Annotated in this window: 21 protein-coding genes; 9 read left to right on the forward strand and 12 right to left on the reverse strand. The window is 57.2% G+C overall.

Going from position 1 to position 26,425, the window contains the following annotated elements; all coding sequences use genetic code 11:
• Window position 1: 1 nt before the first annotated feature.
• From IEV54_RS04530 to IEV54_RS04555, 6 genes are read left to right on the forward strand one after another with little or no spacing between them, the layout of a single operon-like run.
• Window positions 2–331, forward strand: a complete 330-nt coding sequence (locus IEV54_RS04530) for a cation:proton antiporter (protein ID WP_373286425.1) — start codon at window positions 2–4, stop codon at window positions 329–331.
• Window positions 321–1,229, forward strand: coding sequence for an MnhB domain-containing protein (locus tag IEV54_RS04535; RefSeq protein ID WP_150276159.1), 909 nt, complete (start codon window positions 321–323; stop codon window positions 1,227–1,229). The genes IEV54_RS04530 and IEV54_RS04535 overlap by 11 nt, the downstream gene beginning before the upstream one ends.
• Window positions 1,226–1,531, forward strand: a complete 306-nt coding sequence (locus IEV54_RS04540; RefSeq protein ID WP_150276160.1) for an NADH-quinone oxidoreductase subunit K — start codon at window positions 1,226–1,228, stop codon at window positions 1,529–1,531. The genes IEV54_RS04535 and IEV54_RS04540 overlap by 4 nt, the downstream gene beginning before the upstream one ends.
• Window positions 1,528–2,952: a complex I subunit 5 family protein gene (locus tag IEV54_RS04545; RefSeq protein WP_150276161.1), complete on the forward strand. Its 1,425-nt coding sequence runs from the start codon at window positions 1,528–1,530 to the stop codon at window positions 2,950–2,952. Before IEV54_RS04540 ends, IEV54_RS04545 begins: the two co-directional genes overlap by 4 nt.
• Window positions 2,862–4,466, forward strand: coding sequence for a proton-conducting transporter transmembrane domain-containing protein (locus IEV54_RS04550; RefSeq protein ID WP_150276162.1), 1,605 nt, complete (start codon window positions 2,862–2,864; stop codon window positions 4,464–4,466). Before IEV54_RS04545 ends, IEV54_RS04550 begins: the two co-directional genes overlap by 91 nt.
• Window positions 4,463–6,115, forward strand: coding sequence for a complex I subunit 5 family protein (locus IEV54_RS04555; RefSeq protein ID WP_150276163.1), 1,653 nt, complete (start codon window positions 4,463–4,465; stop codon window positions 6,113–6,115). Before IEV54_RS04550 ends, IEV54_RS04555 begins: the two co-directional genes overlap by 4 nt.
• On the opposite strand, the gene IEV54_RS04560 is transcribed toward IEV54_RS04555, so the two are convergent.
• The gene (locus IEV54_RS04560) at window positions 6,081–7,532 is read right to left on the reverse strand and encodes a YdgA family protein (RefSeq protein ID WP_150276164.1); all 1,452 of its coding nucleotides are present in this window, start codon (window positions 7,530–7,532) and stop codon (window positions 6,081–6,083) included. The two genes, IEV54_RS04555 and IEV54_RS04560, sit on opposite strands and share 35 nt — an antisense overlap.
• Window positions 7,533–7,732: 200 nt before the next feature.
• Here IEV54_RS04560 and IEV54_RS04565 point away from each other — a divergent pair, with 200 nt between their 5' ends.
• On the forward strand, window positions 7,733–8,578 hold the full coding sequence (locus IEV54_RS04565; RefSeq protein ID WP_150276165.1) for an acyl-CoA thioesterase: 846 nt from the start codon (window positions 7,733–7,735) through the stop codon (window positions 8,576–8,578).
• Window positions 8,579–8,598: 20 nt separating this feature from the next.
• Here IEV54_RS04565 and IEV54_RS04570 read toward each other — a convergent pair whose 3' ends face one another.
• Window positions 8,599–10,335 (reverse strand): sulfatase family protein, encoded by a 1,737-nt coding sequence (locus IEV54_RS04570; protein ID WP_150276166.1) that lies wholly within the window; start codon window positions 10,333–10,335, stop codon window positions 8,599–8,601.
• Between the two features lie 116 nt (window positions 10,336–10,451).
• Here IEV54_RS04570 and IEV54_RS04575 point away from each other — a divergent pair, with 116 nt between their 5' ends.
• Both IEV54_RS04575 and rnk read left to right on the forward strand, forming a co-directional pair.
• Complete coding sequence (locus IEV54_RS04575) at window positions 10,452–11,345, forward strand: LysR family transcriptional regulator (protein ID WP_150276167.1); 894 nt, start codon at window positions 10,452–10,454, stop codon at window positions 11,343–11,345.
• A gap of 297 nt (window positions 11,346–11,642) precedes the next feature.
• Entirely contained in the window at window positions 11,643–12,050 is a 408-nt protein-coding gene (gene rnk, locus IEV54_RS04580; RefSeq protein ID WP_150276168.1) for a nucleoside diphosphate kinase regulator, read from the forward strand.
• Window positions 12,051–12,101: 51 nt separating this feature from the next.
• Here the strand turns inward: rnk and gtfA are convergent, their stop codons facing one another.
• From gtfA to IEV54_RS04630, 10 genes are all read right to left on the reverse strand, one after another.
• On the reverse strand, window positions 12,102–13,544 hold the full coding sequence (gene gtfA, locus IEV54_RS04585; protein ID WP_150276169.1) for a sucrose phosphorylase: 1,443 nt from the start codon (window positions 13,542–13,544) through the stop codon (window positions 12,102–12,104).
• A gap of 143 nt (window positions 13,545–13,687) precedes the next feature.
• On the reverse strand, window positions 13,688–14,605 hold the full coding sequence (locus IEV54_RS04590; RefSeq protein WP_150276170.1) for a c-type cytochrome: 918 nt from the start codon (window positions 14,603–14,605) through the stop codon (window positions 13,688–13,690).
• Window positions 14,602–15,249, reverse strand: coding sequence for a c-type cytochrome (locus tag IEV54_RS04595; protein WP_150276171.1), 648 nt, complete (start codon window positions 15,247–15,249; stop codon window positions 14,602–14,604). Before IEV54_RS04595 ends, IEV54_RS04590 begins: the two co-directional genes overlap by 4 nt.
• A gap of 392 nt (window positions 15,250–15,641) precedes the next feature.
• On the reverse strand, window positions 15,642–16,013 hold the full coding sequence (locus IEV54_RS04600) for a hypothetical protein (protein WP_150276172.1): 372 nt from the start codon (window positions 16,011–16,013) through the stop codon (window positions 15,642–15,644).
• A 94-nt stretch (window positions 16,014–16,107) separates the two neighbouring features.
• Window positions 16,108–17,256 carry a PIN domain-containing protein gene (locus IEV54_RS04605; protein ID WP_223825340.1) on the reverse strand — a complete coding sequence of 383 codons (1,149 nt, stop codon included), beginning with the start codon at window positions 17,254–17,256 and terminating at the stop codon, window positions 16,108–16,110.
• 953 nt (window positions 17,257–18,209) lie between these two features.
• Complete coding sequence (locus IEV54_RS04610) at window positions 18,210–18,671, reverse strand: ImmA/IrrE family metallo-endopeptidase (RefSeq protein ID WP_188434324.1); 462 nt, start codon at window positions 18,669–18,671, stop codon at window positions 18,210–18,212.
• Window positions 18,672–19,044: 373 nt separating this feature from the next.
• The gene (locus IEV54_RS04615) at window positions 19,045–19,620 is read right to left on the reverse strand and encodes a hypothetical protein (RefSeq protein WP_150276174.1); all 576 of its coding nucleotides are present in this window, start codon (window positions 19,618–19,620) and stop codon (window positions 19,045–19,047) included.
• Window positions 19,621–19,757: 137 nt separating this feature from the next.
• Entirely contained in the window at window positions 19,758–22,964 is a 3,207-nt protein-coding gene (locus IEV54_RS04620) for a type I restriction endonuclease subunit R (RefSeq protein WP_150276175.1), read from the reverse strand.
• Complete coding sequence (locus tag IEV54_RS04625) at window positions 22,964–24,379, reverse strand: restriction endonuclease subunit S (protein WP_150276176.1); 1,416 nt, start codon at window positions 24,377–24,379, stop codon at window positions 22,964–22,966. Before IEV54_RS04625 ends, IEV54_RS04620 begins: the two co-directional genes overlap by 1 nt.
• Complete coding sequence (locus IEV54_RS04630) at window positions 24,376–26,361, reverse strand: type I restriction-modification system subunit M (protein ID WP_150276177.1); 1,986 nt, start codon at window positions 26,359–26,361, stop codon at window positions 24,376–24,378. Before IEV54_RS04630 ends, IEV54_RS04625 begins: the two co-directional genes overlap by 4 nt.
• Between the last annotated feature and the right edge of the window lie 64 nt (window positions 26,362–26,425).

Below are 26,425 nucleotides of genomic sequence, written 5' to 3' on the forward strand. Positions count from 1 at the left end.
GCTGACAGTATGGATGAGTTGGCTGAGCTGGCCATTCCTGCTTGGTGGCGTGTTCTTTTTTCTGGCCGGGACACTGGGCCTGCTGCGTTTTCCCGATGTGTATAGTCGCCTGCACGCCGTCACCAAGGCCGACACCCTGGGTCTGGGTTTGCTGGTTGCCGGCCTTTCCCTGCGCAGCGACAGCTGGCAGAGCGTCGGCTTGATGATCATGGTCTGGCTGCTGGTCATGGCTTCCGGTGCAACTGCGTGTCAGCTGCTGGCCCGTTACCAGCGCGAAGCAGAGAGCAGCAAGGCGACGACCGAGCATAGGCAGGCAAACGATGCCCGCTGAGCTGATCTTCGATGGCATACTCATACTGCTGCTACTCATGCTCGCCGGTGGGGCCCTGCATGTGCGCAGCCTCTATAACGCAATCGTGCTGTTTATCGTGTTCGGTTTGCTTCTGGCGCTTACCTGGGCCCGGCTCGGAGCAGTCGACCTGGCACTGGCTGAAGCGGCAATCGGTGCCGGTCTGATCGGTGTCATGCTGCTTGCCGCCCTGGCGCGCAGCGATGCAGAACCCGGCCCGCGCTCAGGCCGGGCGGCGATAATCGTCAGCTTGGGTCTGGGCGGTTTGCTGGTTGCCATGCTGACCCGCGCGGTATGGCCCTTGGCACAGAACACTGCGGCACTTCCGGACATGGTCGAGATCCAACTTGCAGCGAGTGGCGTCAGCCACCCGGTCACTGCGGTGCTGCTCAACTTCCGCGGCTGGGATACGTTGCTGGAGCTGGTGGTATTGCTGCTGGCGCTGCTCGGGGTGCGCCAACTCGGCCGAACGACCATGCAGTTACCCACCGCCTGGCCGATACTGCGCGCCTGGAGCCGGCTGCTCGCGCCACTCACAATCATGATCGGCGGCTATTTGCTGTGGCGGGGCAGCGTGGCGCCCGGCGGCGCATTTCAGGCCGGCGCCGTGCTGGCGGCGGGAGCGGTGATGCTCAACCTGGCTGGCCTGTTGCCCAATATCCGCTGGGACAGCGGGCTAACCCGCTCTCTGATCCTGGGTGGCATAGCCGTATTTGCGCTGGTCGCCGTTGGTACCCACTGGTTTGGCGCGGGCTGGCTGGATTATCCGCTGAACTGGAGCAAGCCGCTTATCGTGCTGATCGAGATCGCCGCCACCCTGTCAATTGCAGTCAGCCTGACCGTTCTGGTGATCGGCGAAAATGAGCAACCCTCGCCATGACCCATGTATCTCTCTATCTTCTCGGCGGTATTGCCCTTTGGGTCCTCGGCCTGCATGCCCTGATGCTGCAACGTAGCGCACTTCGCCGCATCATGGCTGTCAATGTAATGGGTAGCGGTGTATTCATGGTCATGGTAGCACTGGCCAGTCGCGGCGCAGATATAGACCCGGTGCTCCAGGCGCTCGTGGTGACCGGCCTAGTGGTAGCCGCGAGCGCTACCGCCTTTGCCCTTCGGCTAGCGACCGCTGACGCGGGTGACAACGCTGACACCAAGCAGCCCGCAGACCAGGAGCGCAGATGAGCGCGGCATTACTCAGCCTGCTGGTTCCACTCTTCACCGCGTTACTGCTGTTGCTGTTGCGGCTGCGTGCCGGCGGCCTGGTGATCGCCGCCAATGCCCTGAGCCTGGGGCTGGCTGTCATGGCCCTGAGCACCGTGGTATCGACCGGCACACAGCAACTGAATCTCGGCGGCTGGGACGCGCCCCTGGGCATACGCTTCGAGCTTGGACCGCTGACCGCGTCCCTGCTCGTCTTCACCGCGCTGGTGCATCTGCTGGTCGCGGTCTATGCCGAGCGCAGCCGCCACAGCCAGACACGCGACACCGACTTCTGGCCGCTGTCCTGCCTGCTGCATACCAGTCTCGCGGCGCTCTGGCTGTCACGGGATCTGTTCAACTGGTACGTCACACTCGAACTGCTCGGCCTGGTTGCGGTGGCAATGGTCATCCTCTCCGGGCCCAAGGCACATGCACCCGCATTGCGCTATCTACTGCTGTCGCTCGCTGCATCCCTCTGTTATCTGCTCGGCGTCGCCCTGATCTATGGTCAATACGGCGTGCTGGATATTCGCCTGTTGGCAGACATGGTGACCGATGATCGGGTAACGCGACTGGCGCTGCTGCTACTCACCCTGGGCCTGATGCTCAAGGCCGCGCTCTGGCCTCTGCACCAATGGTTACCGGCCGCCCATGCGTCCGCGCCCACCGCGGTCAGCGCGCTGCTTTCGGCACTGGTGGTCAAGGGGCCCCTGTTCATCCTCTGGATGCTCTGGGACAACCTCGCTCCGGTCGAACTGGCCCGCCAGGCAGGTGTTTTCTTTGCCGTCGCTGGCATAGCAGCACTGATCAGCGGAGGCTGGGCGGCACTGCGTACACCCTGGATCAAGGTGCTGGTAGCCTATTCCACCGTTGCCCAGCTGGGCTATGCCCTGCTGGCGCTGGGCCTGCTGCTGCACTGGCAGGACCCGACCCTGTCCACCGCGCTCTGGCTGTTCGTCATTGCCCACGGCCTGGCCAAGGTATCCATGTTCCTTGCCGCCGGCGAGATGCAGGCGACCCTGGGTAGCCGCAAGGTAAGCGCACTCAAAGGGGCCAGCCAGACCATGCCGATTGCCATGTTCGCCTTTGCGGTGGCCGGCGGCAGCCTGGTCGGGCTGCCCCCCAGCGGCGGATTTGTGGCCAAGTGGGTGCTTCTGCAACCACTGTTCTCCCAGCCCTCGCACTGGCCCTGGGCACTCGGGGTGTTGCTCGGCACCCTGGCAAGTGCCGCCTATGTGTTTCGGGTGGTGGCCATCGCCTTCGACCGCGCCGACCCCAACCGCCCGGACTATGATCCGGATACATCCGCCCAATGGTTGGCAATGCTGCCAGCGCTGGTGGTCTGGGCCATGGCCCTGATGAGCGAACCCGTCATCCGCTGGTTCGGGGAGGCAGGCCTGTGACCGGCGCCTGGACTACCTTCCTGCCGCTCGCACTGGTGCTCAGCTCGCTGCTGCCCGGGCTGATTATTTTCACCCTGCGTGAAGATCAGGTCAGATTGCGCATCAGCCTGAACCTGTTGGCCGCCACTCTCAAGCTATGTCTGGTTGGCGTCATGCTCTGGGGCGTGGACAGGGGTCTGAGTTTTCGTTTTGCCATCGACTTTCTGCCCGGCGGCGGCCTCGTTCTGCAGGCTGACGCCACCTCCCTGCAGTTCATCACTTTGTCCGCCGTGCTCTGGCTGGCGACCACCGTTTATGCGATCGGTTACCTGGAAAACTCCCCACTGCGCTCCCGATTTTTCGGTTATTTCAGCCTGTGTGTCAGCGCCACCATGGGGGTGGCGCTGGCTGGCAACATGGTCACCTTCCTGCTTTTTTACGAACTGCTGACCTTGGCGACCTTTCCTCTGGTAGTACATCGCGGCAGCAAAAAGGCCCTGCATGCAGGGCGGGTGTATCTTGCCTACACAATGGGCGGCGGCGCCCTGCTGCTGATGGGTGTGGCACTGCTGCACAGCCTGATCGGCAGCCCCGAGTTCCAACCCGGAGGCTATCTGGGGCCCATGCTTGACGCCCATCGCCCCAGCCTGATTCTGGCCTTCGCCCTGATGATCGCCGGCCTGGGGGTCAAGGCCGCGCTGATTCCCCTGCATGGATGGCTGCCCCAGGCCATGGTCGCGCCAGCACCAGTCAGCGCGCTTCTGCATGCGGTAGCTGTGGTCAAGGCAGGGGCCTTTGGCATTATCCGGGTAGTGTTTGACGTATATGGTGTGGAACAGATGCAGGCGCTGGGGCTGGCGACCCCACTGCTGGCTCTGGCGGCCGCCACTATTCTCTACGGGTCGCTGAAAGCGCTGCAGCAGCAGGAACTGAAAAAACGACTGGCCTACTCTACAATCAGCCAGGTGTCCTACATTACACTCGGCGTCGCACTGCTGGGGCCTTTGGCCGCCGTGGCCGCGCTGGCGCATCTGGTGCACCAGGGACTGATGAAGGTCACCCTGTTCTATTGCGCGGGTAATTTCGCCGAGACCCTGGGTATCCACCGTATCCGGGAAATGGATGGCGTGGGTAAACGCATGCCCGTGACCATGACTGCCTTCACCCTGGGGGCCCTTGGCATGATTGGTGTGCCGCCGACGGCCGGGTTTATTACCAAATGGTACCTTGGCATCGGTGCGCTGGATGTCGGGCAGGATTGGGTGTTGCTGGTGCTGGTGGCCTCCGGCCTGCTGAACGCAGCGTACTTCATGCCGCTGATTTATCGCGGCTGGTTTTCTGCGCCCCCGGCGCAGTGGCCTGAAGAACGCAACCTGGGTAATGGCAAACCGGGGCTCGGCGAAACCCACTGGATGCTGCTAGCCCCCGTGATCTTCACCACCGTTCTCTCGCTCCTGGTAGGCATTTTTGCCAACACCGAACTCAGCCCGCTGGCCTGGAGCCAACTGATTATCGACAGGCAGTTCGATCCATGAGTGCGCTTCTCTGGCTCCTCATCCCCCTGGCACCGCTACTTGCGGGGGCGCTTTTGTGGCGCTGGCCTGAACGCCTGGCCCCCTGGTTATGGTTGAGCTGTCTGCCAGCCCTGCTGCTGAGCCTGTGGCCGGCGCCAGCGTTGGAGCCCGGCATATTATGGCCCGGTGCCGCCTGGGCCGCAGAGGACCTGCTATCGCGCGCCTGGCTGGCATTCAGCGCCCTGCTCTGGGGCTGCGCCAGCCGTTATGCATGCACCGACCTGGTGGACGATCAACACCAGTTTCGGTTCTGGTCTTGCTGGTTGTTATCCCTGACCGGAAATCTGCTGCTGGTAATAGCTCAGGACGCGGGCAGTTTCTACGTGGGTTTCAGCCTGATGAGCCTGGCTGCCTACGGGCTGATCGTGCACGAGCGCGGACCAAAGCCCCGGCAGGCAGGGCGCCTGTATCTGCAGCTGGCAGTCCTCGGTGAGATGCTGATCTTTGCCGGCATGCTGCTGCGCATTCACGAATCTGGTGGCGCGCTTGATCTGGCAACCTGGCAAAGCGTGCCGGTCGGTACGCTGACCGCGGCGTTGGTGATCATGGGTTTTGGCCTGAAGGCGGGATTCTGGCCATTGCATGTATGGCTGCCCCTGGCTCACCCTGCGGCTCCGGCGGCGGCCAGTGCGGTGCTGTCCGGCGCAATGATCAAGGCAGGCATTTTGGGAATGTGGCGATTTCTGCCGGAGCAGGACCCGCTCCTGCAGAGCTGGGCAATGCCCTTGCTTGCCATAGGCACGATCAGCGCCTTTTACGGTGTGGCTCTGGGTCTGATACAGATCAAGGCGAAAAGCGCCCTTGCCTACTCTTCGGTCAGCCAGATCGGCTATCTGCTGGTGATTGTGGCACTGGCCTGGCTACATCCTGATGCGCGCCCCGCGGCTGCCGTCCTGCTGGCTCTGTACGGCGTGCATCACGGCCTCGCCAAGGGCGCGCTGTTCATGGGTGCAGGCCTGGCAGCGCACTACCGCCTGGGTGCTATCCACTGGCTATTGATGACCTTGCCAGCGCTGGCATTGGCAGGCCTGCCATTTACTAGCGGTGCAGCGGTCAAGATCCTGCTCAAGGATACGGTGTATGCAAGCGACGTAAGTCACTGGTCTGTTTTGCTGACCCTGGGCTCTGCTGCCACCGCGCTACTGGTGCTGCGGGCCATCTGGTTGATGTGGCGCAATCAGCCCGAAGCACCAGCTGCCTCGCCTCCTGCTGGCCAATGGGTGCCCTGGGTTTTACTCTGCTCAATGCCGGCCCTGCTGCCATGGATATGGCCCGAGCTGCGCAACGCCCTGCTCGCCAGCCTGCCTCTCAAGCCCCTGTGGGCAGCCATGTGGCCGCTTCTTGGCGCAACGGTCACGGCCTGGGCGGTACACGTAAGCGGCTGGCAGCTACCCGCACGACTGCAGACTCTGCCGAATCCGGCACGGGCCTGCTCGCTGCGGCTAAAGCGCATGCTCCAGCGCCCCCCGGTGCCACAAGCTCACCCTGACATCCAGCGCCACCGCTGGCGCGACATTGAGCGGCGCTGGAATCATCTCTGGAGCGGCGGCGCTGTGGCGGTCAGCGCCTGGATCATTATTCTCCTGCTGCTTCTGGGTTGGCTGGACTGAACAGCGCCAACATACCTACCAGCGCCTGTGGCGGGATGGTCTCACCATTGAGTTCGATTTCGCCGTCAGCGTAGATCAGGTTGGTCACCAGATTATCGTCTTCCTTGCGGGCCAGATTGGTACTTTCAGCCATACCCGCCAACATCTCGACTACCACCTCGGCCTCCACGGCAACCGCCTCGGCATCCGCACCCGGATCGAACAGAGTCTTGTACGTGATCATGTCCCGCAGCATGGGCAGGGATATCTGCACATGTGAGTCGACCCTGGAAAACAATTGTGGGAGCATCTCGGGCAGCGCAAGATCGAAGGACTCCGGATTGGCCAGGTGCACCTCTGCTCGCGCCCTGCTCTCACCATTGGGCGTGCGGATCACCAGCAGATCCAGTGCCAGTTTTGGCTGCGCAGCCAACAGAGCAGTAAGTGCCTCTCTCCAGCGCTCGGATTGCTCTGGAGGCTCTTCACCGCGGTAAATACTCATGTTCAGCTCGTTGTACAACTGATTGATCTCGGCTGTGGCGTCCTGGTCGAACTGTGAAAAACTCCATTTCATTTCCGCCGACCCCAGCTCCTGACCGTCGTAACTGACCTTCGCCAACCCGAAATCAATGCCGCCTGCAAGATTACCGGCGTCTTCACCAAGCACAGCGTTCTGCGTCAGCCCTTCCAGCAACATGGTTCCGTCGTTCTCACTCACCAGCCGCAAGGTCTCTACCGCAAGACGCCCTTCACCCAGGTAAATGCCGGCAGAGCCACGCTGCTGATCGGTGAAAAGGGTGACCCCCTCCAGATCCAGAGTGAATGACGCCTCAAGATCCGGCTGCGAGGTCATGCGCATGCCGTCCCACTGCCCTTCCAACAACACTGCATTACCCTCGACGTCGGTGGCAAAGTCGAGCGTTACCGGCGCCAGCTCGGCCGTCACTTTCTCGTTCTGGAACACCAGCGGTGCCACACTGAAACTGCCGTCAACACTGTTGCCATAACCCAGGGTGCTGCTTATTTGCACGGGCGTCTGGTCGCCGCTGGCGGCAAACAGCGGTTCCAGTCTGTCGCTGCGTTCCAGTGTCGCATTGCTGGTCGCCATAACCGGCGTCAGTTTCAACCGGGCAAGGCGCGAGGCAGGAAACGGACCATGCTCCAGCCGGTCGATAACCGCGAGGGTAACCAACCCTTCCTCCTCTTCACCCGGGTAAGTGATTTCATACCGGGCGGCACTGGAAAACAGCCCGCGCTCGAATCGGGTCATCTCCATGGTCACCGAGGCACCGGGCATTGCCTCTTCAATCTGCGCGTTACTGCGCGCCACCGCGTCACGCAGCACCTCTTCCATTTGCGTGCCGGTGTACCACGCGCCCGCCGTGCCGGCCACGCCAAGTGCAACCACGACCGCGACGGCTATCCCTGCTTTTTTCATACATGTGTCCTTAACCAGTGATGGAGAATCAACGGGAACTGTAGGCCATAGCGCCAAGGCTGTCAGCCTCGCCGCATCGCATCACCAAGATGATCGGCCATTTGCGCTGCCTATCATGGCCGCCGCGACTTGCGATCCACCGGGCAAATGCCGATGCTTGAAGGCTGAACAAGAACCACGCACAGGATTACCACGTCGACATGAACGAAAATAAAAACACCTTTCACTGCAGCCTGACACCGCGCTTTACCGACCTGGATACCTGGCGCCACGTAAACAACTCGCGCATCTATCAGTTGCATCAGGAAGCAAGATTGCAGGCCCACCTGGACCTGTTTGGTCCTGATGCCTGGTTTTCCGACGAGGTTCGCCTGCGGCCGCTGCGCAGCATTACCGACTTTCGTCAGGTCACCTGGTATGGCAGCGAGGTAAAAGCGCAGGTGCAGGTGCAAACCTGTACCAATGACGATTACAGGGTGCGCAGCGATCTGTTTCAGAACGGTGAACATGTAGGCACCCAGCAGGCGCTCATGGGTGCCTACGAGAACGGCAAACGGGTTGACCTGCCAGCAGCAACCCGTGAGCGGCTGGAAGCCATCGTAAGTAATGATGCGCAGCTCCTGCCGACCCCGGATTATGTAGAGCGAGTCGGCCTGGTAACAAGCTTCCCGGTCATCCAGCAACTGACGCCCCGCTATGCGGATCTCGACGCTGACAGCCAACGCAGCGAAGCCGCTCTGGCTCGCTACATGGAACAGGCGCGCTTCGGCGCCATCCGCCATCTGGATCTGGGCGGGTTGGGCATACTGATCGCATCAATGGACGTCAGCTACCTGCACTTCCAGGCTGGCTGGAAACCGGTTGACCTGCGCGCCGGCATCAACCGCATTGGCAACAGCTCTTTCGTCTTCACCGGCTGCGCTACCAGCGAGCACGGTTTGCAGGCAGCGGCTAACAGCGTGATGGTGGTGATTGACCAGGCCAGTGGTCGCCCGGCACCCATTCCCGATGTCCTGAGAGAACAACTGCAAGGGCTGAAAATCTGACCTGATCAGTCCCTGCCCCGCTAGTTGTACATGAACGTCGGCCCGGGGTGCTCGCGGCCGTCGTCCACTCCGACCTCGGTGCTGACCAGCGCGTTGAGGCGCTGGTTGAGCCCGTTGATCAAACCCCACTGAGCGGGCGGATCCACCGCCAGATTATGCAGCTCATCGGGGTCGGCCTGGGTGTCATAAAGCTCCAGATCATTGTTGCGCATCAGGTCGTCAAGGCCCTCGGGCGTGTGGTGATTGCTCGGCGCAAAATAGCGGGCAAACTTGTAGCGTCCATCATGAATGCCGCGAAACAGTGCGCGGTTGTTACGCGACGGTCCGAGCTGACCCTGGCGCAATGACTCCTTGATGATCGCCCAGGGTGTAACCTTGTCAGTGTTGGTCATCACCGCCTCACTGAATTCCGGATCCAGATACATCACCACGCCATAGTTGAACAGGTGCCCGCGCTCGTCACGCAGAGAACGCAACGCCGCACCGCCCAGGCTCGGCGCCAGGCTGACCCCTGCCAGTTGCGGGTAGCGCTCTGCCTGCATCTGGGGGGTTATCCCCGCCAGCTCGAGCACCGTGGGTACGATATCAACTGCCGAGCCCAGCGCCGGGGTACTGCGAGACTGCTGAATATCGGGATGGCGCACAATGAAATTGACCCGGGTATTTTCCTTGTACATATGCGGCCCCTTCTGCCGCAGCTTGTGCGCCCCGGCCATCTCGCCATGGTCTGCGGTAAGGATAACGATGGTGTCCTGATCGCGACCGCTCTCCTTCAATGCCGCAAGCACCTGGGCAATGGACTGATCCACGTCGCGGATGCAGTTCAGATAGTAACTTTGCAAGCCCTGCCATGCCTGTTCATCATCCGGCGCAATATGCCCATACACCTGATTACAGATGGCCACGTCGGTACGCTGAGCCCAGGGCTTGGTACTCAGGTCATCGGCGTAGAAGCTCTTGGGCAGCGGCACGTCCCATTGCTTGGCATAGACCCCCGTGTTGGGGCCCGGAGATATCGGCCCCAGGTAATTCTGGCGCAGACGCGAGTTCTTCTGCTCCGCCCCCGAGCTGTAGAACATGATGTCGTGGGGATTGACGAAATTGACCGCCAGGAACCAGGGCTGCTCGTCATCCTTGTGATCATGCAACCAGCCTACGGTGTCACTAGCGGTCACCTTGTCAAAGATGAAACCGCTCAGGTGTGAACCATGTGGGTCGCCATTCAGATTGAAATCAGCGAAGCCATAGGGCATCAACTCGTCAGTGGTCGGCCTGACCAGACCATAGGTCAAATCGCTCGATTCAGGGATATGCGAAAGATGCCATTTGCCCTTGTAGGCCGTGTGGTATCCCTGGTCACGCAGCATATGGCCCAGGGTCGGCATGCTGCTTTCCAGCTCGTTGAAGGGGGGCAGACCGATATTGGCAATCACCCCGGTCTTTTGCGTGTGCTGGCCGGTAAACATCACCGACCGGGACGGTGAGCAGGGCGTGGTATTGACGTGGAAATTCTCAAGGCTTACACCCGAAGCCAGCAATTGCTCATGCCCAGGCAGGTGCACCACGCTGGGCAGGTCCGTAAAGGCCCGCTCCTGATCGGTCACAATGAGCAGAATGTTCAGCTTGCTCGCTCGCGGTCCGGGCGGTTGTGGCGCACTTTGAGCCGTGCCAGGCAGAGCCGCGCGGGCACTGATGGATGATGCCAGGCTGCCGGCTGAAAGCGCTCCAGCCCATTTCAGTAGTTCCCGTCGCTTCATCTGATGCTCCTTGCGTCTTTGACGCGGGCTTTTGTTGGTAGACGACAGTGGCAGGCTGACAAAAGCGGATGCATAATTCCAATGCATTTTATGACCTCATTCGATGCGGAGACCGCATGACCAATCTGCAGCAGTTACGCCACTTCGCCGCGCTGGTCGAGCATGGCAACTTCGCCCGCGCCGCCGAAGCGGCCCACCTTAGCCAACCGGCCCTCAGCCGCAGCATTCAGGCCCTGGAAGCCAGCCTGGATTGTCGACTACTGGATCGCCATACCCGCGGCATCAGTCTCACTGTGCATGGCCAAGTAGTGCTCGAACATGCTCAGCGCCTACTGGCCGGCAGCCGCGCCCTGGAGAACGCGGTGAGTCAACTGGACAATCTGGAGGCAGGTGAACTCTTGCTAGGCAGCGGGCCTTACCCCGCAGCGCGGCTGGTACCCCAGGCGCTGGGCCGCATGGCAAGCGACTGGCCGCGGGTCAGGGTAAAGCTGCTGATCGACAACTGGCAGGGCCTTCGTGAGCGGTTGCTGCGCGATGAGCTCGAATTGTTCGTCGCTGACATTCGTGATCTTTCACAGGATCCGTTACTGAGCATCCAAGCGCTGGGCGTGCACCCGGGCGTCATGTTCAGCCGTCCCGATCACCCCCTGGCAGAACGCAGGAATCTGGATATCGAGGAGCTCCTGGAATACCCCCTGGCCGCTACCCGATTGCCTGAAAGTGTCGAGCGTGAATTGAGCTCGGTGAGCGGTCGGGAACAGCCCGTGAGTATCCAGTGCGACAACTTCATGGTGCTCAAAGCCCTGGTGGCGCAGAGCAACGTGCTGAGCATGGCGCCCTGGGATGTCATTGCCGACGACGTCAGCGCCGGTCGACTGGTGATCCTGCCGTTAAGGCATAACAGCTTCAACCAGCACTCGGCGTACGGACTGGTGAGCCGTGCTGGACATACCCTGTCGCCGGCGGCGCAGGCGATGCGGTTGCAGATCCTGGCTGACGCCCCACCGTGAGGCCCTTGCTTTTACCAGTAGATTGATTATGGTGGCAGTAGCTTTTGCCGAGTAATTTTCTCGCTTACCCTACTTTTTATTTACTTTATTTCTTACCTTACAAAGTACCTTTCGCCGCCAATGGAATATTCGCGCACTCCATTTCGAACGCCTCAGGACTTCCTCGTCTAAGCCGGGGCGCTTTCGCGTACCCGGCCGTTTCACACTGCAATTAAACACCGTATCTGTCGCCCGCCGCGCCGCTATTGCGCGCCAGCGGACATATATCGTTTGAAAAGATCAAAAGGAATCGCGCTCATGAGCAGCAATCCAAGCATCGTTATCAGCAAGCTCGACTTACAGCGCCTGGACCAGGTCCTGGACCCGCTGAAATACCCCATGGATACCCTGGAAGCGCTGGAGACTGAAATAGCCCGCGCACGGGTCGTCAGCCACAAGCGCATCAAGCCCGACATCGTTACGATGAACTCCACAGTGCGTTTGCTGGATGAAACCACCGCACGAGAATTCCTGGTGACGCTGGTGTATCCACACAATGCAGGTGGGCCCGACACGGTATCTGTGCTGGCCCCGGTGGGCATGGCGATCCTTGGTCTCAAGATCGGCCAACGCATCGAGTGGTCATCTGCGCAATGCCGGCCACTCAAATTGAAGGTCCTGGACATTCCCTATCAGCCAGAGGCTAACGGGGAATATCACCTCTAGATTAAGCGCCCGAATTTGCTGGCAGGCACAACCGGCCCACTCCAGCAGCGCTCAGCAGGTAAACAACTTCTCGCTGAAATCCACCTCATCGAGGTAGGTGATCCGCGCGGTCTTGAAATTCAGATCCACCAGCAAATGGCAGTAATACTCACCGTGTCGCCAGGCCATGGCGACACTTGAGTCATTGGAGTAATTGAGCTCAAAACGTCCATCGAAGGCCGGATAGCTCGAGCGAAAACGCATGAGTTTCAGCAGCCGTTGCACTACAGGCTGTTCGATGGCCTCATCCATTTCCTCCAGGCTGTAATAGTGCCGATTGATATCACGCAGCTCGCCGGTGGCGTTCATCAGCTCCTCGTCATTGCAGCCGGCGAGCAGGCCGACGTAATACACCTGGGGAATGCCGGGCGTGAAAAACTGAATTGCACGGGCAGCAATGTAGCTGTCGTCATTCTTCATCAAGGCATCGTAAAAGGTACAGGTAAGCTGATATATGGCTCCCACACTGTTTACCCGGGCAGCAGAGCGCCGCAGGATCGGGTCGGCACTGCGCGCGTTGATGTTATCGATCAACTCGCGAATCTTGTCATGGGGTAGTACACCCTCGACATCAGGAATACAGATGCCATCGTGGGTGTCGAGCACGGTAATGCTGTTGCGCGGGCACATGCGCAACCAGTTCTTCAGATACACACTGTTGTTGTCGAGCAGCGTGTAGAGCAGCAGCGGTGGCAAGGCAAAAGCATAGGGGTGCATGTTGCGCCGGCTGATCGCGTACTGGAAGCTGGTGTGGTCGTGCACCTCCGGCAGGCATTCCGCGCCGTACCGGGCAGCGGTCTCGTTGACCCACTCCAGAATGCGATACACATCCGGCTCGACCAGAAAGCAACTGGTGCCGATGCGCTTGGTGGTATAGCCGAACGCATCCAGACGCAGAAGCTTGATGCCTTTGCTTGTAAGAAACTGGATGTATTCTTCCATCAGCCGATAGGTAATGTCCGCTTCATAGTTGAGATCAATCTGCCGTTCGGTAAAGGTGCACCAGACGCGGTCAGTGCTGCCATCGGCAAAGGTTATCTCGCGGAAGGGCTCTTTCTCCTTGCGGATATGAATCTTGGCCAGGTCGTCGGGAGTGATCTCGCCAAACCGGTTGACGTGTACGAAGAGCTCGGCATAGGGCGAGTCAAAACCATTCTGCAGGAAATCCTTGAACTGCTCGGACTCGTCAGAGATGTGATTGACCGTCAGATCCGAACAGATATCGTACTCGTCAGCCAACCGCTCAATGTCCTCCCAGGTCCCAAATGCAGGATCCACTTCCTTGTGCGTCAGGGGGGAAAATCCGCCATCGGCGTTGGAAGGAAAGAACGGCAGGATATGAATGCCACCGATGGCGTCGGATAGATGACGACTGATCGCGGTGTGCAGGTCATGAAGATTATTGCCAAGACGATTGGGGTAACAGATCAGTTGTACTGCGTTGCGTAACGCCAATGCGGAGCACCTCCGTCAGAATGAGAATCCCAGTCAAGCCCGTAACCAAGCATAGCACCTAGGCACAGTGGCGAAAAACCGAGACGGGCCGCCCCGCGTCCACCAATATGCCGCCAGCAATTCACACGCACAGGCCCCAAGTGCTACATACCCTTACCGAGCATCTGACCATTGACGGTCTTGCCATAAAGGTTTTCCCCATCATTGGCGTGATACTTATCGCGGGTTTTCTCAACCGAACCATCAATCAACCGGGGATCCTGTGGCCGCTCGTGGCTGTTCATATAGGCCGCCACATGCCAGGCTTGAGCATCTGACAAGGATCCACCCTTACCCAGAGGCATGCTTTCCTTGATAAACGCAGCGGCAGTATTGATTCGATGCATGCCTGCACCCCAGTTGAAGGAATCCGCGCCCCAGAGAGGTGGAAAAACATAGTCATCCCCGGATTTCTGGCCCTGGCCATTATCACCATGGCAAACCGCGCACTGGGACGCGTAGATCTGCTCTCCCTGCACAAGATCATATCCATCCGATGGCTCAGGCACAGCCGGGTAGCCCCGCCCGGGCAGCTCCTGACCGGTAGGCGCACCAGTAGCAAGCCAGTAGGAATACGCCGAAAGAGCAGCTATAACCGGTCCGTCGGCCGGCGGAGCTGTGCCGTTCATGCTGAATTGGAAGCAACCCTGTATACGCTCAACGTAGCTGTTTACCCTGTCGTTTTTGCTCCGGTAAGCAGGGTACATGGTGTACGCCGCCCAAAGCGGTGCGGAATTGGCTTTGCGCCCCTGCTCAAGATGGCAGTTGGCGCAGGCGAGACCGTTACCAACAAACTCCGGGGCACGGTTTCTGGTGTCGACAAACACCGCGCGCCCCTCCTGCACCAGCTTTCCATAGGCATTGTCTGAAAGCGCACTTTCCAGCGGTGGTCTGAAATCATGGACGCCTGCGCCCACAACTGCACCGGTGACAATCTGCGACTGATCCTCCATCACAATGTCTTCAGCTGACGCGGAAAGGGCAAGAGCGATCAGCAATAAAGGCTTTATGCGCATTCTCATTGGCCTGCTCCTTTTTCAGCCAAGCCGGCGAAGTACTGCGCTACGGCTCCCACCTCGGCATCAGTCAGTTTGCGAGCGATGTGGCCCATCAGGTCATTGGGATCGTTATTGCGCGCACCCTGGCGCCATGCATTGAGCTGCGCGGCTATATATTGAGTTGATTGTCCTGCTAGTGGCGGAAACGCCTCGCCTACGCCCACACCTCCAGGTCCGTGACAGGCTACACATTCCGGGATATTGCGTTCCCATGCACCGCGTAATGCCAGTATCTCACCGACACCCAAAGCCGCAGCTGCACGACCAACCCGCTCGACCGCGGGCCAGGGTTTGTCGGCAAGCATAGTAGACACAGCGTGAGCTTCTTCAGCGCTCAAAGCCGCAGCAATGGGTTGCATGATCGGATTGGCGCGCTCACCGGAAGCGAAATCAGTCAGCTGCTTTTTCATATACTCGGCAGACAGGCCACCCAGCCGGGGAAAGCCCGCGGCACCCATCCCTTCACCCTCAGCACCATGGCAGGTAATGCAAGCCATGGCCGCCGGGTTGGCTCCACCTTTTGTGTATACAGAAACCGAATCTGCAGCATGGATCGGAATGGATACCGCCAGAAGGAGCAAGCAGCTAGTCCAGCGCAAGACGTTCATATCAGAACCTTGTGGATTATTTTAATGTCGGCAAGGGTGCGGTCCCCTTGCCGTTACATTGAGCATAGCCGCAGAAATGGCTGTATGTAGCGAATGCGAGGAGAGAAAGGCGATTGAGATAGGTGATGCCAGATTGAGGCCGGCTGAGGCCGCAAAAAAAAGACCCGTTCCTTTCGGAACGGGTCTTTTCTCTTTCTGGTGCCGGCACCAAGAGTCGAACTCGGGACCTACTGATTACAAGTCGCTAGATGTTACCCTGAGGCCAGTAAAGTCTAGGCTAGTATTGCCAAGGGTACAATAGAGTTAACTAGTTGTTTATGCTTGGTTTTCATGAGTTTTGCCGAGATCGCAAAAACTGGGCACTGTACCACTACTGTACCTTTCTGGTGTACCTATTTTGTACCTTTTGAGCGCGTGAACGGCTTCCATGTCCTTGGCATTCCAGCCGCGCCTAGACCAGCAAATCCCTGACAGCTTTTGCTCAAGCAATCCAGACTCTCTTCATCGATGCCTAGACCGTAGACGAAAACAACAGGGCCATTTGAAAGGACTAACTTTCCCTCGCGGACATCTGCGTCAAAATCATCCGCCCACTTGATGTCCCGTCTCATCCGGCCGATAGATTCGATCCGAGCGCTGTTTCCGTTCACAGTCATAACGGCGTAGGTACCCATGCCATTATCTCCTGCATAGCTACCATCAAAATCACCTTTGCAGCCTGCCAGAACGCAGACCATACCGATAACCAGACATTTATAGAACATAAAACCTTTCTCCTTCGGTGGGTTCAGGCTTTACATCCTGCGTGAGGGCCCGAGGTGTCAGTAGCCCTTCAGACGACTTGAGGAGAGCTTCAAACTAGAAAATTTCTTCCACAGGGGTTTCGGGCGACAAGCCCAACAGTTCGATAATGCTATCCGCCAGCTCTTGGTTTATCTCTGTTACCCATTGAGTGATCAAAGATAAGTAAAAATCGTTAACGTCTTCGTCAGAGACGATCCAGCCAATCTGACTGTTATCGATTGCCGCTTGGAATAAACGTTCGGCGTCTTGTTTCGTCAGGGACTGCCGATATCGATTCAGGTTCGCCACTGCAAAATGAGTGGTAGCGAAACTTCCACTTTCCACCAACTGGAGGATGGCGGCTTCTATTTCTTCACGTGGCACCGCAGCAATAACCTCCTGCGGCGGCACACCGAATTGAAGTGCCGGAGCAGGGGTCTCAGGGACTTGCCGCTGACCGTCATCTTCCACCTCTGGATTTTCGGGCTCCTCCGGAATCCTGGTAGCCACATGCTCCCCGGCATCTGGTTGATTTTGAGTGTTCTTGTAGTAAGCCACTACCTCATTGATAGTCCTAAAAATAGTCAGATGTCCGCCCTGCTTTCGCTCGTTCCACTCCTCAGCTAAAAACGCAAGTGGGCGAGTATTTTTGTCCATCGTTAGAGGGGAAGCGTAGTCACCGTCCTTCGAGACGATAAATAAATCGCCGTTTGGCACCTGAGCCAGCAGTGTCTCCCAGATATACCGATCACCAATGCTTTGAGCTTTTCCGGGAGGATTGCCCTTATTCATTCGCACCAGCGCTTTTTGGTATAACTCATCGTCTTCGACATAACGAGTCGCTTTTTCAAACAGTCTCGAGAGCTTCTGATCAACCTCCAGTTCATCACTCAACGCAAGGGCTATAGCATTTGCGATCAATAGCTTCTTAGCCTGCTCAGCACTTTTTACGGCTTCATCATACTGCCTAGCTGCTTCAGACCCTCGCATATGGTGTGGCACGCCGGTCGGGAGTTGAGCCTTCTTGAAGTCAGACATAGCTACTTGCAGCTTCGCCTCACGATTACGTTTAAGCTCATTTTCAACCTGCTTAGGCAGGTGCAGAACAATTTGGCCCGGCGCCGTGAGCTCTTTGAGTTCATCAAGGATTTCGAGCTTGTCGTCTGAAAAGGAGTAAAAATTAAGAAAGATGTTTGTATCGATAAATAAATGCAGTGCTGGCATCGGCCATTATCCTTGAAGGTGATGTGCAGCCCGACCAAGTCGTCGGCCGCCACGATTGGGCCGTTTGCTCAGGGCTAATTAAAGCCTACTGCAATGTTTACCGCCCCTAGCTCTGTAGATATGTCGGAGAACCTACCTACCAAAATCGGACGACCAGAGTATTTACATACCGGGCCCGAATCACAATGCGAAATCCTAAGCGGGGCAAGCCAAACGAGATCCTGAGATGAGACAGCTCCCTAGCTTGCCAACTTGTAGAAAAACGCCCAAGGAACCCTGCCGGAGACAAACGTCACGCGAAACCGGACGGCGGAGGTTCAAAGTAAAGGTCAGTTGCACCTCCGAACCCCCCTAGACTGGAGACGTCCACGAAGCCATGGCCAATTCACCGGTCCGGCCGTAATCTCCGAGCCTAAACGAGGCGGCCCCCATAGAACGCGGTGTGTTACCGCGGGCCAATAATCTCAAGGAATATTCGATGACAGATGTGTATAAACTCGCGTGTCGAAGGTGAGACCTTCGGTAGAGAAACTAAGGCTTGGGCGTAGTATCGATGCCTTTGAAAATCTCTCGCATCGCCTGAACACTTATGGGAAAGGTTTCGGTTCCTTCCGATTGAAGGTTATCGTGATGATGAAAGTATCGCAGCAAAGCAATCAGTAGCAGGGTGGGCACCGTCGACAACGCGATGATAACTGGGATATCAGCCATTCCCAGGGATCGAGCCGCAAAGAAATGAAAACCAGGCCCTATGGTTAGCCTGAAAGGGCCAATGAAAATAAACCCTAGTAGAGCGGCATAAAATAATGCCACCACCCCTAGCGTCACCCAGGTAAGCCGTCTCTCCCATTTGAAGCGCCAAGCCTTAGTGTCCAGCGTCGCAGCTACGTCCTTTGTCTCCTCGCCCGCAAGTACCTGCTCCGCAGAGCCAGCTAAATCCTCTCCCCGCTCTATCATATGAGACCAAGATTTTTCAGACGGAACCGCATGGCGGCAGGGGAAACCCCAAATTTATCCGCCAGCCCACCTAGATCCCTCATTCCTTTATCCCGAACGAGGTACCTCACCACGTCGGCAGGCATCAACAATGCGGCGGCGAACTGATTAGCCGCCACCTCAATCGGACTAGAGGCAGCCGATGAAAAAGTTGAGCTGTCGTCACGTGGTGCGTGGAGATCTCCATTTACATGATGGCCAAGTTCATGGGCTACTGTGAATCGCAAACGCGGGACATACGCCTCAGGGCTATAAATGATCTCGGGAGCGCCGTCGTTAAAACGATAAAGGCCGCAGTAGCCTAAGTCCTGTTGCGCCTTAACAGTGATCCCCATATCTCGCGCAATAGCCGCCGGGTTCACGGGCAGCTTGCCGTCCCAATGAGCCTTGAGGACGTCGTTTGCTGAGTGATATTTCATGCGCCCTCCTTTTCGGACTGCCATGCAAATACCCGAAGCCAAATGGCGTCCGGGTTAGCGTTTGCTCATAAATATTAGCACGCTGGAATACAAAAAGGTGCGTTTAACGCACCTCAAACCGCAGCAAATAGCAAGGCTTAGAAAAACATTTGGGGAAATAAGGCCGTGCTGGAGTCGGCTCGGCACGCTCTCATACGCAAGCGCACTGTACCTTTAGCTAGCCAACCGTGGTTACGACCCCCTGAGCCAAAGCAACTCAACAGCGCGCCCTTCAATACCTACGTTGGGTAGCTTGAAATGACAGTGCTCCCAGCCGCCTCTAGCCTTAGGCGTCTACGAAACTAGGGCCGATACATAAGTTCTGAGAAATCTCTCAAACCGATTCGTTCAAGTACTTGAGCATAGGCTCAAACACTGCCGCCCAAAGCTTTTCTTCACCATCCCACTCCCCTTCCACACGAACCAAGTGCTCATAGGGTTGGCGTACTTGTCTATCTATCAGGGCTTTCCTTAGAAACCAGCGCGGTACGTAGAGGCTCCCCGAAATTTCTTTAACCATGGACGCGGGAATAGTAATTGTGTGCTCATGCACTAATTCAACTGGAACGCGATAGTCTTCGGGATACCCAACGTAGACTGCAAGGACCCGCACCTTCCTGCTTCTCTCGGTCGGGCCTTTGCCGGCTGGCTGAACTTTTGCTAGCGAAGACGTGCAGACTTTTATTCTGTCACACAACCGGTTATACGAAGAACGTGCCGTCTCCTCACATGAAAAGCTCTGCAATATCCGCCCATTTATCTCTCCGTAGCCGCCCAGCCAAACGTCGACGTTGGCAAACGGCAGCTCTAATTGCAGGCTGCGCGCAGTAGCTCTGATGGGCAGTTCTATGGAATGTATTCTGGTCCTGGTTTTCGTGACTAGGGAATAAATCATGGTCGTGGGGTGCATCGCGTATCTCCTGTAAATGAGTTGATACGATCGTGCACAAAAAATTATTCGCCCGCGACCCAATCGGGTGTCACAAACTGGAGTGGCTCAAAACCGATGCAGAACCTTGCTAAGTCATAGAGAGGCGCCTTATCAGCTTACAGCTCTCGCCTCTCAGGCTGCGCCCCCAGACTCTTCAACATCTGCAAGACCAGCAACGCAAACTTGCGGCCGCTGACTTCGTTGTCCAGCACGTCCAGCGACAGCTTTTCATGGTCCGTCATGGCGTCCAGCACCGTGTCCACAACGCGCTTGGGGAAAAGACCGTGCATTACCTGTTCTTCGCTGTGATTGCTTACCTGCGCCATTACATCGTCCTGCCGGCTAATGCGTTGGGCTATTCCGGTGAGAAACTGCAGCTGATCGTCGTCGCCAACCTCAGCGCCAAACAGATCATTCAAAGCTTCTATGATCTCCGCCAGGCGTTTCTTTTCTGCGTCGTGAGGTTTGCCTGAGCCAATACCGGTAGCAGGGTCTAGGCCCCATTCGCCTTTCTCGTCCTCCAGCCTCAACTGATGCTCAGCCGTTTTTGTCAGGCGGTAATGGGTAAGCTGCAGGTCGCCCACATCCACGCTCTCCTGCTCAAGCTGCTCAACGCTGAGCAACGGGTACAGATGGCGCGCGAATACACACAAGGCTTCCAGGTCCCGATCTTCGTAAGGGACTATCTGCGACAGAAACTCATATAGCCGCACGAAACTCTGCAGGTTTTTGCGAAACAACGTGAGCTGGTCGAGCTGCTCGCCGGCTTCCTTAAGATCGTACTCGGCCTTCTTCAAGCCCGTGCTGTCGCCATTGGCCTCAGCGTTGCGCTTGTAATCCAGTGCGTGTTGGCGGGCATCCTGGCTGAAACGGTATCGCTTGGCGAAACGGTCCTTGGCCGAGTAGCAGTGGTAACTCAGCTTGGAAGCTGGGGCCTTGGGATCAAAGAAAGCCAGCGCGAAACTCTCTACCTCAGAACGGTAGTAGATACCCTCGGCATCCAGCTTCTTTTGCAAATCGTAGAGGATCTGTGGATCCGTAACGTCGTTCAGTTCGGCCTTGGCATAGTAGGGCAGAAAGGCATCGAGAATGTCCTGCGGATCATTGAAGAAATCCAGGATAAAGGTCTGCTTGCTGTCACCGAACGTACGATTCAAGCGCGAGAGTGTCTGGACGCAATCGACGCCTTGCAGCTTCTTGTCTACATACATGGCGCAAAGCTTGGGTTGATCGAAGCCGGTCTGGTACTTGTTGGCCGCGATCATCACGTTGAAGTCCTGGGTATCGAATGCTTCCGCCAGATCGCGATTGTTCAGCCCGCCATTGAGCAGGCTGCTGTTCTCAGTCACCTCTTCTCGGATCACTTCATCAGGCAGTACGCTGCCCGAAAACGCGACCAGCGGGTGCACATCGTCGTAGCCTTGCTGTGTCACGTAGGCCTTGACCGCAAGCTGATAACGCACAGCCTCCTGTCGGCTTGCAGTGACCACCATGGCTTTGGCTTGCCCATTGAGCAGGTGCCGCACGTTGGCGCGGAAATGCTCAACAATAACCTCGACCTTCTGGTTGATGTTGTATGGGTGTAGCCGCACCCAGCGCGCCAGTTTCATACGGGCTTTCTTGCTGTCGACCTCCTCGTCGTCGGCATCGGGGTGAGCAATCTTCCAGGCGGTGCTATAGGTAGTGTAATTGCGCAGCACATCGAGAATGAAACCCTCCTCGATAGCCTGACGCATGGAATACAGATGAAAGGGCTCGGGCTTGTTGTCTGCGCTGGGGGGTGTTGAGGCATCAGGCGGGCGACCGAACAGCTCCAGCGTCTTGGCTTTGGGCGTGGCGGTAAAGGCGTAGTAGCTGATCCGCTCATTCGGCCCACGTGCGGCGACGGCGGCATCCAGCAACTCCTCGGCGCTAACTGAAACTTCCTCTTCGTCCTTCTCTGGCGCATCACTGCCGAGGATCTGTTTCAGCTTGCTAGCTGAGGAACCAGTCTGAGAGGAGTGGGCCTCGTCGGCGATAACTGCATAACGCCCAGCAGCCAGCTTTGGGTGTTTGTCCAAGGCAGCAAACAGCGCAGGAAAGGTCTGGATGGTGACGATGATGATCCGCGTTTGCTCAGACAGGGCATCAGCCAGCTGCTCCGATTTGCTCTGATTGCCAATATCCCTGCTGATCGGCCTAACTACGCCCTGGGCATGCTCGAACTGATAGATGGTGTTTTGCAGCTGGGTATCCAGCACGGTGCGGTCAGTAACCACGATCACCGAGTTGAACAGCTTGTTGCCCTGAGCGTCGTACAGTGAAGCGAGCTGGTGGGCAGTCCAGGCGATTGAGTTGGACTTGCCCGAGCCAGCGCTATGCTGAACCAGGTAACGCTGGCCTGGGCCTTCGCTACGCGTAGTATCGATCAGCTTGTTGACCACTTCCCATTGGTGGAAGCGGGGAAAGATCAGCGTTTCTTTGGTGATTCGCTTGCCGTCAAATCCTTCGCTGGTTTGTTTGTCCAGGTGCAAGAAGCGTCCCAGCACTTTGAGCCAGGCTTCTGGCTGGAAAACCCGATTCCATAGATACCCAGTAGCGTACTGGCTTGCATCTGCCGGCACAGGGTTGCCGGCACCATTCTCCTCTGTGCCTTGGTTAAATGGCAGAAAGAAGGTGTCCTTACCCGCCAGCTTGGTGGTCATCGCCACCTCACTTTGCCCCACTGCAAAATGCACCAGCGCGCCGCGCTTGAAAGTCAGCAGCGGCTCGGGCTTGCGCGTGACGGGGTCCACGGGTGGGCGGTCATAACGGTACTGCCGCTTGGCATTCTCTACCGTTTGCTTGAACTCGCTTTTCAGCTCCAGCGTCGCCACCGGTATGCCGTTGACGAAAAGCACCAGATCCAGCCTGGGATTGTATCCCTTCCCTGAGTCTGCACTTTCGCGGGCATGGGGCGAATAGGAAACCTCCTGCACCACACGTAGGCGATTGGCCCGGTAACGCGTGAGGGTGTCCGGGTTCATGCCGTGGTCAGGTTTGAAGCTACAGAGATCAATTTTGACCCCTGGCAACTTGAAACCATGCCGTAGCACATCCAGGGTGCCGTGCTGTTCAAGTTCGCGTACCACTTTCTGAATCAGCACTCCCTCCGGATCTTTGGGGTTGGCCTTGCTGAACTTGTCCCAACGCTCTGGCCAGGCTTGCTTGAAATAGCCGAGAAGGTCTTCGGTATAAAGTGCTGAACGACGATCGTACCCAGTGGCCGGCCCGGTGAGCCACCCTCGGGCGGTCATGGCAGTGATGATGTCCTGCTGTAACTGAGCTTCCTTGCTGTCTGCCATTACACGGCCTCTTGCGCGAGTTGAGAAGACGGGGCGATGGCCGAGGGCTGCCAATCCCGTACGTCGATTTTGCCAGTAACTGCAGCGGTGATGAGTGCAGAGCGCCGTTCTTGGATCAAGAAGATGCCCTCATTCGCAGTCGACAGTAAAGCATCCATCGTTTCAAACTGCGTCCCAATATTGCGCGCTATTTGAACCTGCTCGGCCAGTGGTGGTAGAGGAAGCTTTAACTGCTTGTAATCACCCAGACTGAATCTCTTTCGGGTTGACTCAACACTAACTGCATCTACCACCGCTCTTGCGTAGTTTGATTTGAGCAAAAAAACCAAATACTCTGCATCGACCACTTCCGATTTAACTCGAATGCGCACCACATCCTGGGTAACAATCCCATCTGGTTCTGAGCCTGGATAGATGCAGGCATCTCCAGGGGGCGAGCCGACCTTAGCAACTAATACATCTCCGGGCAGGACTCGGCATACACTGAGCTGCCGTGCTTTTTCTTTAGTTACGCAATCGGTACTCTTTCGAAAGTAACCGGTCGGTTTAACATCTCTAATGTAGACAACTGGCACCCCCTCGTGCGTCAGTTCACTTGACAGCAAATCACTTCCAAATGGTCCATTAACAAACCCGCCACGACGCTCATCAGCCATTGCTCCTAGCTTGTAGTTTTGGCGCCAATGCGCCGGCACTGGCCCCAGCCACTCCACTCCGGAGTCCATCGTGGGTACTGTCGGATCGAGACCTTTGGTGACGGCATGGGAGATCACTGCCTGGCGCTTTTCCTTGAGGAGCTCGATAAGGCGCTGCTGCTCTTGGATCAGGGCATCGATGCGGGCGATTTCATGGTTGAGGAAGCGAAGGACTCGCTCTTGCTCTGCAACAGGCGGTATTGGCAAAGCAAGACTCATAATATTACTTGCAGATATTGATGCTAAGTTCGTGCTTTGTTTCGAGTTTAGAAAAAAATATGTGCGCGCCGGCTGGCTACCAGTAAACGTCGCCAGCCACTCCGGCTTAAGTAGATGGTTTGTCCGGATTGCAAAAACGTGGTTCTGATGAAGGCAGGGATTTATTTGGCCTCGCCATACGGCGCCACGACCTAACTTGTCGTTGTCACCGCCCTCATTCATCAGCACGTCGTCAAGCTGGAGGCTGTAACGTTCAAGTTCGGATTCTAAGACGGAAATTTCTTTGACTTCAGTCAAGTCCAAGAAGCCATCCTGAACATTCGCGACGCGCAAATACGGAACGGAAACGGTATCGCGCCCCTGATAGTCCTTACCCTTAGCAATCCCGCCTTGGATTGTTGCGTACCAACGTAGCGTACCGGTAGTCCAATGTTCCGGCACATCACCCAACCAATCCACGCCGGACATCTTGTACTGCCGGTACGGCTCAAATCCACTCATGCTGACAACTCTTCAATCATCTGTTTGATACGGTCGGTACAGGCTTTCAGATCACGATCGATTTCCTCCAGCGGGCGCGGCGGCTGAAAGACATAGAAATGGCGGTTGAAGGGGATCTCGAAACCGACGATACCCACCTCACCATCTTGCGCATCTGTTTTGCTCTCGTCGATCCAAGCATCAGGCACATGGGGTATCACTTCCCGTTCAAAATAGTCATAGACCGACTCACCCAGCGGCACGTTCTCATTGTCGCGCAGGCCCGCGTCGGGCTCCGGCTTGCCCTTGCTTATGCAGATATCAGCTTCCGGATCACGCTCACTCAGGGCAGCGAGCAGTGCCTTCAGTTCTGCCGTTGCCGGGAATACATCGTGGTTGCTCAGCGCCTTTTTCAGCAGCTTCGTGAACTGTTCCCGGTTGCGGTGCTGCAGGCTTGCGTCCATTGACTCCAGGGCGCTTATAAGGCGCTGCTGGGCGGCAGCATTGAGCTTCTGGATAGCTTTCTCTTCCAGCACTAGCTCGATGCGTTCGGCAGTGGTCTGGAAATTCAGCCGCAGCGGCCGCTCGACAGTGATGCGCCGATAACCAAAAGCGTCGATGGGGAAGATCTTGCTCTGCGGCGTCTCCTCGAAACAACCATAGAGCCGTACTAGTTCATCGATCTGCTCGTCGGTAATGTACTGACGCTTGCTGCCGAGGGATTTGCGCATCTTGGCGTAGTACTTACTACCGTCAATCAGCTGAATTTTGCCCTTGCGCGCAGCAACCTTGTGGTTGGAAAGCACCCATACATAGGTAGCGATACCTGTGTTGTAGAACATGTCGGTGGGTAGCGCGACGATGGCTTCGACCAGATCGTTTTGCAGCAAATAGCGGCGAATCTCTGACTCCCCAGAACCCGCGCCACCCGTGAACAGCGGCGAGCCGTTAAGAATGATACCGATCCGAGATCCACCGTCTTTTGCTTCGCGCATCTTGCTGACCAGGTGCAGCAGGAACAGCAACGAGCCGTCAGATACCCGTGGAAGGCCAGGACCGAATCGACCATCGAAACCTTTGCGGCTGTGCTCCTCTGCGATCTGTTTTTGAACCTTCTTCCACTCCACACCAAAAGGCGGATTGCTAAGCATGAAATCAAAGTGGTTTTCGCCGCCGGGTAGCTGATCATCCGACAGCGTATTGCCGAGCTTGATGTTGCCTACCGTCTGCCCCTTGATCAGCATATCCGCCTTGCAGATGGCATAGGACTCGGGGTTCAGCTCTTGTCCAAACAGGGAGACTGTGACTTTGTCGCTGATGGACTGGATGTACTCCTCGCCTTCGGACAGAAAACCACCCGTGCCTGCTGTCGGGTCGTAGATAGTCACGATGCTGTTGGGCTTGAGCTTATCGTCCTGGCCGGTGATGACCAGGGAGGTGGTCAGGTGAACTATATCGCGCGGGGTAAAGTGCTCCCCGGCAGTCTCGTTCGAGCTCTCTGCAAATTTCCGGATCAGCTCCTCAAAAACAATGCCCATGCCGAAGTTGCTGATGCGCGCCGGGCTCAGGTCCGTGGCGGCAAAGCGCTGCACTACCTGATAGAGCAGATCGGCGGAGGCCAACTGCTGCACATAATCCTCAAAATGAAAATGATCGAAGATCTCCCGAGCGTCCTTACTGAACGCCTGGACGTAACTCATCAGGTCGTCAGCAGTCTGGGTATCCGACAGAGTGCCAAGTGACAGAGGCGAAGCATTGAAGAACTGCAGCCCACCCGCAGCGCGCAGCAGCATCTGCTCACGTACCAGATCTGGCCGGCCCTCCTGGGCTTTGGCCTCACGGATAACCTCCTGCCGCGTTGACTCAAGCACGCACTCCATACGCCGCAGGAGCGTGAAAGGCAGGATGATTCGACCGTACTGCGATTGCTTGAAATCCCCGCGCAAGAGGTCCGCAACGGACCATAGGAAGGCCGCGGTTTGGGAGTGATTTTCCGTGTTCATGGTACTGCTCCTGAAAATATATTCTTCTGGAGGCAGCTTACCTGCTGAGTTTTGCGAATGGTAG

Source organism: Halopseudomonas salina (assembly GCF_014637955.1).
In the GTDB taxonomy this organism is placed as follows: Bacteria; Pseudomonadota; Gammaproteobacteria; order Pseudomonadales; family Pseudomonadaceae; genus Halopseudomonas; species Halopseudomonas salina.